General features: G+C 72.1%; 7 protein-coding genes and 1 tRNA gene. 2 read left to right on the forward strand and 6 right to left on the reverse strand.

Translation table 11 applies throughout. The features are described 5' to 3' along the window. Positions 1 to 4: 4 nt before the first annotated feature. From ACQEV2_RS14055 to leuS, 5 genes are all read right to left on the reverse strand, one after another. Positions 5 to 2734 (reverse strand): ComEC/Rec2 family competence protein, encoded by a 2730-nt coding sequence (locus ACQEV2_RS14055; RefSeq protein ID WP_433039946.1) that lies wholly within the window; start codon positions 2732 to 2734, stop codon positions 5 to 7. Beyond that, the gene (locus tag ACQEV2_RS14060; RefSeq protein ID WP_433039948.1) at positions 2731 to 3822 is read right to left on the reverse strand and encodes a helix-hairpin-helix domain-containing protein; all 1092 of its coding nucleotides are present in this window, start codon (positions 3820 to 3822) and stop codon (positions 2731 to 2733) included. The genes ACQEV2_RS14055 and ACQEV2_RS14060 overlap by 4 nt, the downstream gene beginning before the upstream one ends. Positions 3823 to 3942: 120 nt before the next feature. Next, entirely contained in the window at positions 3943 to 4788 is an 846-nt protein-coding gene (locus tag ACQEV2_RS14065) for a DegV family protein (RefSeq protein WP_433039950.1), read from the reverse strand. Between the two features lie 92 nt (positions 4789 to 4880). Then, positions 4881 to 5648, reverse strand: a complete 768-nt coding sequence (locus tag ACQEV2_RS14070) for a hypothetical protein (RefSeq protein ID WP_433039952.1) — start codon at positions 5646 to 5648, stop codon at positions 4881 to 4883. Positions 5649 to 5945: 297 nt separating this feature from the next. Continuing rightward, positions 5946 to 8819 carry a leucine--tRNA ligase gene (leuS, locus tag ACQEV2_RS14075; protein WP_433039954.1) on the reverse strand — a complete coding sequence of 958 codons (2874 nt, stop codon included), beginning with the start codon at positions 8817 to 8819 and terminating at the stop codon, positions 5946 to 5948. 447 nt (positions 8820 to 9266) lie between these two features. Between leuS and ACQEV2_RS14080 the strand changes: the two genes are divergently transcribed. Beyond that, entirely contained in the window at positions 9267 to 10622 is a 1356-nt protein-coding gene (locus tag ACQEV2_RS14080; RefSeq protein ID WP_433039956.1) for a cytochrome b/b6 domain-containing protein, read from the forward strand. Next, complete coding sequence (locus ACQEV2_RS14085; protein WP_433039958.1) at positions 10619 to 12232, forward strand: NADH-ubiquinone oxidoreductase-F iron-sulfur binding region domain-containing protein; 1614 nt, start codon at positions 10619 to 10621, stop codon at positions 12230 to 12232. The genes ACQEV2_RS14080 and ACQEV2_RS14085 overlap by 4 nt, the downstream gene beginning before the upstream one ends. A gap of 127 nt (positions 12233 to 12359) precedes the next feature. Here ACQEV2_RS14085 and ACQEV2_RS14090 read toward each other — a convergent pair. Then, positions 12360 to 12432 (reverse strand) — tRNA-Ala (locus tag ACQEV2_RS14090). Between the last annotated feature and the right edge of the window lie 5 nt (positions 12433 to 12437).

A 12437-nucleotide genomic window follows, 5' to 3' on the forward strand; every position in this document is an offset into this window, starting at 1 on the left:
GACCTCAGTCTCCCGCCACCCGCAGCTCCGCGCCCGTGCCCGCGACCGCCAGCGCCCCGTCCTCGTCCGTCCGCAGCACCACCGCGCCCTGCGCCCGCAGCGCCGCGACGGTGCTGGGAGCCGGGTGGCCGTACGGGTTGTCCGCACCGCAACTGATCAATGCCAGCCGCGGCGCCGCCCTGCGTATGAGCTCGGGATCTTGGTACGCCGAGCCGTGATGGGCGACCTTCAGCACGTCCACGCCGCCCAGCAGCGCCCCGGCCGGTGATCTCAACAGGGCCCGCTGCGCCGGAGGTTCGAGATCCCCGAGCAGCAGGAGCCGCAGCCCTGCCGACCGGACCAGCAGGGTGACACTGGCGTCGTTCGGGCCGTCCGGGGCCAGTGCCGGGTGGGGCGGCGGCCACAGCACCTGCCAGCTCAGCGCCCCGGTCCGCCGCTCCTCGCCGGCGGCGGCCCGCGTCACGGGGATGCGCCGGGCGGCCGCCTCCCTGTGGACGAACTCCACCTGGTCCGGGGGCTCTTCGTGCCCCGTCGTCTCGATCGCGCCCACCTCACGACCGCGCAGCACGCCGGGCAGGCCCGCCACATGGTCGGCGTGGAAGTGGGTCAGCACGACGAGCGGGATCCTCGTGATGCCGAGTGTGCGCAGGCACCGGTCGACGAGCGTGGGATCGGGGCCGGCGTCGACGACCACTCCCGTCCCTTCGCCCGCCGCGAGCACCGTCGCGTCGCCCTGCCCCACGTCGCACATCGCGAACCGCCACCCGGGCGGCGGCCACCCCGTGACCACCCTGGTCAGCGGGGGCGGCTGCACGACCACCAGCACGAGCAGCACCGCGCAGACACCGCCCCACCACGGGTGCCGCGACAGCCGCCGGCCGGCGAGCAGGACGACCACCGTGGCGAGGGCGAGCAGCGCCGCCCCGGTCCAGCTGCCGGGCCAGTCCACCCCTGCCCCGGGCAGTGCGGCGCCCGTCCGGGCGACGTCCGCGATCCACCTGGTCGGCCAACTCGCGCACCAGGCCAGGACCTTGGCCACCGGCATCGCGAACGGTGCCGTCGCCAGCGCCGCGAAGCCCAGCACCGTGGCCGGCGCGATCGCGAACTCCGCGAGCAGATTGCACGGCACCGCCACCAGGCTCACCCGAGCCGACAGCACCGCCACGACCGGCGCGCACAGCGCCTGCGCGGCAGCCGCGGCCGCCAGCACCTCGGCCCACCGCGGCGGCACCCGGCGCCGCCGCAGCGCCGCACTCCAGCGGGGCGCGAGGGTCAGCAGGGCGCCCGTGGCGAGGACCGAGAGCAGAAAGCCGTAACTGCGGGCCAGCCACGGGTCGTACAGCACCAGCAGCAGGACTGCCGTCGCCAGGGCCGGGATCAGCGATCTGCGGCGCCCGGTCGCCAGGGCCAGCAGCGCGACGGCTCCGCACGCCGCGGCCCGCAGCACGCTCGGGTCCGGCCGGCACACGATGACGAACGCCAGGGTGAGCCCTCCGCCGAGCAGCGCGGTCGTGCGCAGGGAGATACCGAGGCGGGGCGCGATGCCCCGGCGCTCGACCAGCTGGGCCATGCCGGGTGGGCCGATGAGCAGGGCGAGGATGATCGTGAGGTTGCTGCCGGAGACGGCCAGCGTGTGCGCGAGGTCGGTCTCCTTGAACGCCTCGTCCAGCTCCGGGGTGATCCGCGAGGTGTCGCCCACGACCAGCCCCGGCAGCAACGCCCGCGCGTCCGCCGGCAGCCCGTCGGTCGCCTCCCGCAGCCCGGCCCGCAACCGCCCCGCCAGCCGCTGCGCCGCCGACGGCTCCCCCACGACCTCCGGCACCGCCGGGCCCCGCACCCGCAGTACGGCGGCGATCCGGTCACCGTCGGCCAAGGCGGGCGCTAGACGCGCGGTCACCCGCAGCCTTGTGGAGGGCAGGAGTTCCATCCAGGGCGAACGCCGGTCGCCGGAAGGCCGCGACGCACCGTTGACGGTCTCCGAGACCTCCGGTTCCTCGTCGACGGTCTCCGAGACCTCCCGTCCCCCGTCGACGATCACCAGCACCGGCGCCCGCGTCACCACCGCCGTGCCGTCCGCCTCCTCGACACGCCGCACCTCCGCGTTGAACAGCACGGAGGTCGGCCCCATGTGATCCCCTCTGACCCGGGGCCGGCTGAGCCGGGGATCGGAGCTGACCTCGACCTCGGCGGTCACGGTGGCGTACTGCCGCGCCAGCCCCGGCACCGGCCCGCGTCGCAGATCGGCCCCGTGAAGCCCGGCGGAGACGGCGGCCGCCGCGACACAGAGCAGCACGGCGGCGACGGCGGTGCGCGGCCAGGTGAGGCGAGCGGGCCTATGTGCGCGGGCGAACCGACCTGCCGCAGAACCCTGCCCACGCACGGCATCCCGCCCAGGCACGGCATCCCGCCCAGGCACGGGACCCTGCCCCGGCACGGCCTCCCGTCCGGACACACCCGCATGCCCCTCCCGCGCCCCGCCTCGCCCCACCACCAGCAGTACGCCTGCCACGGCCAGACACGCGACCGCCATGCCGGCCGTCCACACCGGTGAGGCGTCCAGCATCAGCGCCGCCGTTGCCCAGGCGGCCAGCGCGGGCGGGACAAGTCGGAGGTCGGTCGGTCCTTCCTGTCGGGGGTGGGAGGCACCGAGCCGGCTTCCGGACGCGGCGTGAACGGCGGTGCGGGCGGGCGCGAGATCCGCTGTCGGATCGGGTGCGCGGGCGTCGGTACTCATGGCTGTACGAGATTCCGCAGATCGGCGAAACGGCGGTCGCCGATGCCGTTGACTTCGCGCAGCTCGTCCACCGAACGGAAGCCGCCGTGCTGCGTGCGGTAGTCGATGATGTGCTGGGCCAGCACCGGGCCGACGCCCGGGAGGGTGTCGAGCTGGTCCACGGTGGCCGTGTTGAGGGAGACCGGCCCGGCGGGTGCCGCACCGGCGACCGCACCGCCCGCCCCCGCACCGGGCGCTGCCCCGGGGACGACGGCCGGACTGCCGACGATCACCTGCTCGCCGTCCACCAGGAACCGGGCCCGGTTGAGGCCGTCGGTGTTCGTGCCGGGACGCACGCCACCGGCCGCGCGCAAGGCGTCTGCGACCCGGGAGCCCGCCGGGAGGCGATGGATCCCCGGCTCGCGCACCTTGCCGCTGACGTCCACCACGATCTGCGCCGCGGGCGTCCCGGCGGCACCCGGCACACCGGCCGCCGACGCCTCCGTCCCGGCCTCCTCGCTCGACTCCCGTCCCCCGTACGGGGCCGCCGCCCGCACCACCTCGGGCGCGCGCACGGACTGCGCCCGGCCGCTCCAGAAGTGCTGCACGGCGAACCCCGCGGCGAGGACGAGCACCACGGTGAGCGCGAGGACACTCCGCCGCTCCAGCCCGCACCTGGTCTGCAGCCACACCGGCATCCGCTCCCGCAGCGCCAGCCCGGCCCGCGCCCGCCACTCCCCAGCGCCCGAGTCACCGGCCACGGGCTCAGCGCCGTGACCGGCCGCATCACCGACCACGGCACCGGCATCCGGCACATCCGGCCCCGACGCCGCATCCCCGCGCCAAGCTTCCGAGCCCCCTGCAACCGGCCCCGGGTCGTCCTCCTCACCCCTGGGCGGCCCTGCCCCCGACTCCCCCCACTTCCCGGGCCGTTCGGCGAAAATCACCTCGGCCCGGCGGCGCAGCTCCTCCGCCGACGCATGCCGCTGCCGTGCCCGGCCCCGGGCTTGCAAGCGTCGATGGCGCGTGCGGACGTCGGAGTGAGGACCGCGGCCCGGGCCGCTGGTTACTGCCGCAGAGCGGATACGTGTATGTGCTCGAAGTGCCATGCGTCGAGGATCGGACACCTCGCCCGACCCGCGATGATCTTGCTCAAATCTCGGGGATTACTACCCAGTTGTGGATAACTCCGCCACCCACACAGGTGACTCACCCGCCCAAAGGGCCTGTCACCGCGGCGAAACCACAACCCCCAGCAACCCAGGCCCCGTATGCGCCCCGATCACCGCCCCCACCTCACTCACATGCAGATCGGCCAGCCCCGGCACCCGGGCCCGCAGTCGATCCGCCAGCGCCGACGCCCGGTCGGGGGCGGCGAGATGGTGTACCGCGATGTCGACCTGCGCGCTGCCCGCCCGGTCGGCGGCGATCTCCTCCAGGCGGGCGATCGCCTTGGACGCCGTCCGTACCTTCTCCAGCGGGCCGATCCGGCCGCCCTCCAGCTGCAGCAGCGGCTTCACCGCGAGCGCGGAACCCAAGAGGGCCTGCGCGGCCCCGATACGGCCACCCCGGCGCAGATAGTCGAGGGTGTCGACGTAGAAGTAGGCGGCGGTGCCCCCCGCTCGCTTCTCCGCGGCGGTCACGGCATCGTCCACCGTGCCGCCCGTCTCCGCCGCCTCGGCCGCGGAGAGCGCGCAGAATCCGAGCGCCATGGCGATCATCCCGGTGTCCACCACCCGCACCGGCACCGGCGCCTCGCGCGCCGCGAGGACCGCCGCGTCGTAGGTGCCGGAGAGCTCGGCGGACAGGTGCAGGGAGACGATGCCGGTGGCGCCGGACTCGGCGACCTTGCGGTAGTGCTCCGCGAAGACCTGGGGGCTGGGGCGCGAGGTGGTGACGGGGCGTCGCTTCTGCAACGCCTGGGCGAGGGAACGGGTCGAGATCTCGGTGCCCTCCTCCAGCGCCCGGTCGCCGAGGACCACGGTCAGGGGCACCGCGGTGATGCCGTGGCGCTCCATCGTCCGCGGCGGCAGGTAGGCCGTTGAATCGGTGACGATCGCGACATGGCGGGACATGAGCTGGAGGTTACCTGCCGTAGCGCCCGGGCGGCAGTCCGACCCCACTCAGCCGGTGGTGGCTTGACCGGATCATCGTGTGCTCATGGGGCTCAAGTCGTGCTCTCGGGGCGGGCCTTCTTGTGCCAGGGGTAGGTCGGCCGAGGGGCGGGCGGAGTGATGGCGGGCCTGGTCGGCTCCTCGGCCCGCTGCGTCCTAGGGGTGTCCGGCCAGGTCTGCTCGGTCGTCGCGGCGGCCTCGGGCGCCGGAGCCTCCGGCCACGGGGGCGGCGTCGATGACGAACGGTCCGACGGCGTCGTCGACGACGGGGACTCCGCCGTCTGCCAGTGCCGCAGCGCGCCGGCCTCCACGTCGATCTGTGCGCTGAGGGTGTCCAGGTCGTCGTCGGCGAAGCGGCTGGCCCGGTCGCGGGCCGCCCAGCGCAGTGAGTCCGCCGACTGGACGATGCGCTCGGTGCGTTCGCGCAGGTCGGGCAGCCGTGCGGCGAGCGTCGAGCGGTCGGGCTCGGACTCCAGGCGCCGCAGTTCGGCGTCCAGTTCGTGCCCGTGTGCGCTGAGGCGGTGGAAGAGGCCGAGGGACTCCTTCAGGGACTCGTCTTCGCTCGCACCCGCGTGCAGCGCGTCCTGGGTGGCCCGCATGGAGGTGCGCAGTTTCAGCCGCAGCTGGGCGAGCTCGCCGGCCGGGCCGGGCTGGGCGAAGGACTTGGCCCGCAGGGTGTGGTCCTCGACTGTGCGCCGGGCGTGCGTGATCGTCTCGTCCACGCGGCGTTTGGCGGCGCCGACCACCTTCACCGTGGCATAGGCGCCGAGCGCGACGAAGAGCACGAAGAGCAGGGCGACGACTGCGATCACTGCTTCCACGAACTCCTCCTCCGGCCGGCCACGACCCATGCCGCGTCACTTTCCACGGTAAACGCAGCGGGCAGGCCCGGAGTTCCAGCAGAACCCCGAACCTGCCCGTAGGGGATCACCCCGAGCCGCCCGCCGCGCACGGCATCCGAACCCGCGGCCCCGCACTCACGGCGGCCGAACCGTCCCGATGCTCACGGCATCCGACCCGCCGGCCCCGTCTTCATGCAGTCCCGACCATCCCGGCCGCACGCGGCATCCGCCCCGGCCCGGCGGCCACGACAACCGACCCGGCCGACCGCCGGAGGCCTACGCCGGAACGATGTTCACCAGCTTCGGCGCCCGCACGATCACCTTGCGGATCCCGGCGCCGTCCAGTGCCGCCACGACCTTCTCGTCGGCCAGCGCCACCTTCTCCAGCTCGTCCTCGGAGATGGACGGGGAGACCTCCAGGCGGGCCTTGACCTTGCCCTTGATCTGCACGACGCAGGTCACGGTCTCGTCGACGACGTACGCCGGGTCGGCGACGGGGAAGTCCTGGTGGACGACCGAGTCCTGGTGCCCCAGCTTGCGCCACAGCTCCTCGGCGATGTGCGGGGCCAGCGGCGCGACCATCAGCACCAGCGCCTCGGCGACCGGGCGCGGCACCGCCCCGCCCGCCTTGGTCAGGTGGTTGTTCAGCTCGGTGACCTTGGCGATGGCGGTGTTGAACCGCATGCCCTCCAGGTCCCCGCGCACCCCGTCGATCGCCTTGTGCAGGGCACGCAGCGTGTCCTCGTCGGGCTCCACGTCCACCACCGTCACGGCACCGGTCGTCTCGTCGACGACGTTGCGCCACAGCCGCTGCAGCAGCCGGAACTGGCCGACCACCGCGCGCGTGTCCCAGGGCCGGGAGACGTCCAGCGGGCCCATCGCCATCTCGTACAGACGCAGCGTGTCGGCGCCGTACTCGGCGCAGATCTCGTCCGGAGTGACCGCGTTCTTCAGGGACTTGCCCATCTTGCCCAGCAGCCGGGAGACCTTCTCGCCCTGGTAGTAGTAGGCGCCGTCGCGCTCCTCCACCTCGGCGGCCGGCACCGCGATGCCACGGCTGTCGCGGTAGACGTAGGCCTGGATCATGCCCTGGTTGAACAGCTTGTGGAACGGCTCCGCGGAGGAGACGTACCCCAGGTCGAACAGGACCTTGGACCAGAAGCGCGCGTACAGCAGGTGCAGCACGGCGTGCTCGGCGCCGCCGACGTACAGGTCCACGCCGCCGTGCGGCTGGCCCTCGCGCGGCCCCATCCAGTACTGCTCGATCTCGGGGTCGACCAGTTGCTCGCTGTTGTGCGGGTCCAGGTAGCGCAGCTCGTACCAGCAGGAACCGGCCCAGTTGGGCATGGTGTTGGTCTCGCGCCGGTACCGCTTCGGGCCGTCGCCCAGGTCCAGCGTGACGTTGACCCACTCCTCGTTGCGCGACAGCGGCGTCTCGGGCTGGGTGTTCGCGTCGTCCGGGTCGAAGGTGCGCGGGGAGTAGTCCTCGACCTCGGGCAGCTCCAGCGGCAGCATCGACTCGGGCAGGGCGTGCGCGATGCCGTCCTCGTCGTAGACGATCGGGAAGGGCTCGCCCCAGTAGCGCTGGCGGCTGAACAGCCAGTCGCGCAGCCGGAAGTTGACGGTGCCCTCGCCGATGCCCTTGCGCTCCAGCCACTCGGTGATGCGCGCCTTGGCCTCGGCGACGCCCAGGCCGTCCAGGGAGATCTCGTCGTTCGCCGAGTTGATGATCTTCGCGTCGTACGACGAGAAGGCGTCGTCCCACGCCGAGGCGTCGGTGCCCCGGCCGTCGGTCGGCTCGACGATGCAGGTGATCGGCAGCTCGAAGGCGCGCGCGAACTCGAAGTCGCGCTGGTCACCGGCCGGCACGGCCATGATCGCGCCGGTGCCGTAGCCCATCAGGACGTAGTCGGCGATGAAGACCGGGATCTGCTCGCCGTTGACCGGGTTGGTGGCGTACGAGCCGATGAAGACGCCGGTCTTGTCCTTGGCCTCGGCCTGGCGCTCGACGTCCGACTTGGAGGCGGCCTGCGCGCGGTAGGCGGCGACGGCCTCGGCCGGGGTCGCGTGACCGCCGGTCCAGACGTCGTGGGTGCCCTCGGGCCAGGTGTCCGGGGTGAACTTCTCGACCAGCGGGTGCTCGGGCGCCAGCACCATGTAGGTCGCGCCGAACAGGGTGTCCGGGCGGGTGGTGAAGACGGTGATGCGCTCGCCGTCGATCGGGAAGTCGACGCGGGCGCCCTCGGAACGGCCGATCCAGTTGCGCTGCTGCAGCTTGATGGCCTCGGGCCAGTCCAGCTCCTCCAGGTCGTCCAGCAGCCGGTCGGCGTACGCGGTGATGCGCATGTTCCACTGGCGCAGCTTGGCCTTGAAGACCGGGAAGTTGCCGCGCTCGGAGCGGCCGTCGGCCGTGACCTCCTCGTTGGCCAGCACGGTGCCCAGGCCGGGGCACCAGTTGACCGGCGCATCCGAGGCGTAGGCCAGGCGGTACTCGCCCAGGACGTCGGCGCGCTCGGCGGCGCTCAGCTCGCTCCACGCGCGCGTGGTCCCCGGTACGGCACGCTCACCGGACTCGAACTCGGCGATCAGCTCGGAGATCGGGCGGGCCTTCTTCGCCTCGTGGTCGTACCAGGAGTTGAAGATCTGCAGGAAGATCCACTGGGTCCACTTGTAGTAGTCCGGGTCGATCGTGGCGAACGACCGGCGCTTGTCGTGACCCAGGCCCAGCCGGCGCAGCTGGGCCTTCATGTTCTCGATGTTGGCCTCGGTGGACACGCGCGGGTGCGTGCCGGTCTGCACGGCGTACTGCTCGGCGGGCAGACCGAAGGCGTCGAAGCCCAGGGTGTGCAGGACGTTGTGGCCGGTCATGCGCTGGAAGCGCGCGAAGACGTCGGTGGCGATGTAGCCCAGGGGGTGGCCGACGTGCAGGCCCGCACCGGAGGGGTACGGGAACATGTCCATGATGAACTTCTTGGGCCGGGCGACGGCCGCGGAGTCGCCCGCCAGGTCGCCCTTCGGGTTAGGAGCGGCGTACGTACCCTCGGCGTCCCAGAAGTCCTGCCAGCGTGCCTCGATCTCGGCCGCCAGGGCGGCCGTGTAGCGGTGCGGCGCGGCCACCTCGGCGGCGGCAGCGGTATTCGTCTCGCTCATGATCCTCAAAGCTCCATCGATCGTCTCTGCCAGCGGCTGCGATTCTCAAGAAACGAAAAATCCCCTCACACAGGAGGGGACGCCGCGCCGATGCCGACCATCCGTTTCGCCCGGTGGTCGGGACTGATCAGCGCGGCTCGCTAAGCAGAAGGCGTACGGCACGCATGGCGTCAGGGTACCGCAGCGCCGGAGCGGGTCGCGACGGGCTTACGGCGGGGCGCAGGTATGAACAACGGCGGCTCCGGTTCCGTACCTGAGAGTTGTGAAGACCTCGAAAAGCTGAACAAGGTTCAATTGTTACCTGGCGTAACACACGCTAAGGGACATCAGAAGCCCCTCACGGCCCGTAGATAACAACGCAATAACTCAAACGCCGTACCCCTCGGTATGGAGCCACTTAGAGTGCGGCAGCGGGACCGCCTTCCCGAACCGCTCGGAGTTGCCCCCATGAACCCTCGTCGTAGTAACAGTTCGCTCCCCGCACAGGGCCGGTCGGCCTACGGGGTGGCGACCGCTGCTGTTCTGCTGCTGATACCCCTGGTCGTGCTGCTCGGCGGCACCTGGCTCCAGGAGTTCCTCAACTTCGGTGCCGGCGTCCTGTCGCTCGTCTGCCTCACCTGCTCGGTGATCTGGGGCCTCGTCGCCCAGGACCGGATGATCCTCAACACCCGCCAGCGGATCATCGCGCAGGGCATCCACCGGGTGACCGCCGTCGCCTCGATCGCGTTCCTCCTGGTGCACATCGGCGTCAAGCTGGCGCTGGACCACGCCGGCCCGATCGCCGCACTGATCCCGTTCAGCCTCGTGCTCTTCGGCGGCGACGAGATCCCGGGCAGCGCCTTCCTCATCGGCCTGGGCTCCCTGGCCGCGCTGCTCATGATCTTCGTGGGCATCACCGGAGCGCTGCGCAACCGGTTCGCCTCCCCGGCGCCGGTCGCCGCCCGCTGGCGCGCGATGCACATGCTGGCCTACCCGGCCTGGTGCGCGGCCCTGATCCACGGCCTGTTCGCCGGCCGCCCGGCGAAGACGTTCTTCATGGTCTGCTACGAGCTGTGCGTGGTCGCCGTCGCCGCGGCCCTCGCACTGCGCGCCGCCCCGCGCCCCTACAAGCGCAAGGTCGCCGACCGGATCGCCGCACTCATCGGCAACGACGAGACGGCGGGCCGCGAGGACCTGGAGGAGAGCCGCGCCAGGGCGGCGTCCGGGGCGACCCTGCCGGGCTACGAGAACGAGCGCCCGGCACGCTCGTCGCGCGCGGGCGCACGCGCCCGTGACGGACGGACCGGCCCCCTGCCCGGCATGCCCACCGCTCCCCCGTCCGCGGAGTCCACGGGCGGCTTCGCCGCCGCCTACCGCGCCGTCTCACCTCGCTCCCGCGGGCAACAGCAGCCCTACCCGGCCGACCAGACCTCCCGCATGGACCTGCCCCTGGACATGCAGCCGACCGAAGCGATCCCCCGCGTCGACGGCGGCGGCAGCACCTCCGGCAGCTGGCCGATCCCCTCCCCGCCGCCGGTCGGCGAGGCACCCCCGTCGTCCTACGACCCGCTCAACGACACGGGATACAACATCCCCGTCTACGGCAATTCGGGCACCTCGGGCTATGACTCGGGGTCTTCGGGCTACGGCTCGAGTGATGTGTACGACACCGCTGAGACGAACGCCGTCTTCGGTACGTACAACCAGAACGACACGTACAACAACAGCGGTCCCGCCACTGAAACACTGCCCGGTGCCTCCTACGACTTCGACGCACCGGGTTCGGGCGAACCTTGGAACACGCCTTCCGGAGGCTTTAAGTGAACGAGGCCCTGCCCGACGTCCCCGAAGTCCGCGTTGTCGGCCTTCCCCAGCTGACGTCGGGCTTCGACCTTGTCGAAAGGCTCGATCTGCCCATGCATCTGAAGGTGCACGGGCCGCTCGAACCGATGGGCGGCGAGCAGCTCGCGAAGCTCGCCGAGAACATCAACCTGAAGGGCCGCGGCGGCGCGGGCTTCCCCTTCCACAAGAAGCTGCGCTCGGTCGCCGAGGCCGCGATCAAGCGCGGTGTACGGCCGGTCGTCGTCGTCAACGGCAGCGAGGACGAACCGGCCTGCCGCAAGGACACGGTGATGATCAACCGTGCCCCGCATCTCATCCTGGACGGCGCGCTGCTGTGCGCCGAAGCCCTGGGTGCCCGCACGCTCGTGGTGGGGGTCACCCGGGAGTCCACCCAGCGCTCCATGGAGGCGGCGCTCGCCGAGCGCGGCCTCAGCAACAGCCGTCGTTCCGCTCTACGCGCGTGGGTGCAGCGCAACCCGGTCCGCATGGTCACCGGCGCGGCCGCCTCCCTGATCCGCTCGATCGACGGCGGCCCGGCGATCCCGCCCGGCCGCAAGGTCAGCGCCTCGCAGAACGGCGTCGGCGGCGCACCCACCCTGCTGTCCAACGCCGAGACCTTCGCCCAGCTGGCCATCGCCGCCCGCATCGGCCCGGAGCGCTACGGCAACACCGGCCTGTACGACGAGCCGGGCACCGTGATGCTCACGGTCTCCGGCGCGGTCGCCCGCCCGATGGTGATCGAGGTCCCCACGGGCGTACCGCTGCGCTACGTCCTCCAGCTCGCCGGCGCCCCGCCGGTCCCCCAGGGCGTGCTGACCGGCGGCTACCACGGCAAGTGGATCGACGCGGCGACGGTCAACGAGGCCATCGTCTCGCGCAACTCCCTGGACGCGGTGGGCGGTTCACTGGGCGCGGGCGCGATCCTGCCGATCAGTCAGGAGACCTGCCCGCTCGGCGAGTCCCTCCGCGTCGCCCAGTGGCTGGCCGAGGAGAGCGCGGGCCAGTGCGGGCCCTGCTACCTCGGTCTGCCGGCCGCCGCGCGCGGCTTGGAGGACATCCTCAACGGCGGTGGCCCCGCCGCTCTGGAGGCGCTCAAGCAAGTCGCGAAGAACGTCAAGCGGCGCGGCGCCTGCTCGCACCCGGACGGCTCCGCGATGTTCCTGGAGTCGACCATCAAGGCGTTCACCGACGACCTCGCGGCGCATGTCCTCGGCAACGGCTGCGGTCGGCCCGTGGAGGGCGTTCTGCCGCTCTTCGAGGGGGGCAGGGCGCCTTCGGGCATCCCGGGCGGCGGCGAGGCGGAGGAGAACGGCCCCAGCCGCCAGAAGATCTACGTCGACTGGACGCTGTGCCGCGGCCACGGCCTGTGCGCGGACATCCTCCCGGAGGTCTTCGAACTCGGCGCCGACGGCTTCCCGACGGTCGCCCAGGCGCAAGTCCCGCGCTACGCCGAGGCGAAGGCACTGCGCGCGGTACGCCGCTGCCCCGCGCTCGCCCTGCGTATCGAGGAGGAGACACCCCGGGACAAGACCTCGTCCCGCAATCTCCCGGTCCTCTCCCAGGGCCGCGGCAGACGCGCGCTGGGCCGCTGAGCACGCGAACGGCGGGCCGTCCGAGGGGGGCGGCCCGCCGTTCGTGTCAGCACGCGGATCACGGGCGAGAAGCCGTACACACGCCGAAGGCGGACCATCCACAAGGATGGTCCGCCTTCGATTTCTGTGGAGCTAAGGAGAATTGAACTCCTGACCTCCTGCATGCCATGCAGGCGCTCTACCAACTGAGCTATAGCCCCGTGTT

It is taken from the genome of Streptomyces sp. CA-251387 (assembly GCF_050936625.1).
GTDB lineage: Bacteria > Actinomycetota > Actinomycetes > Streptomycetales > Streptomycetaceae > Streptomyces.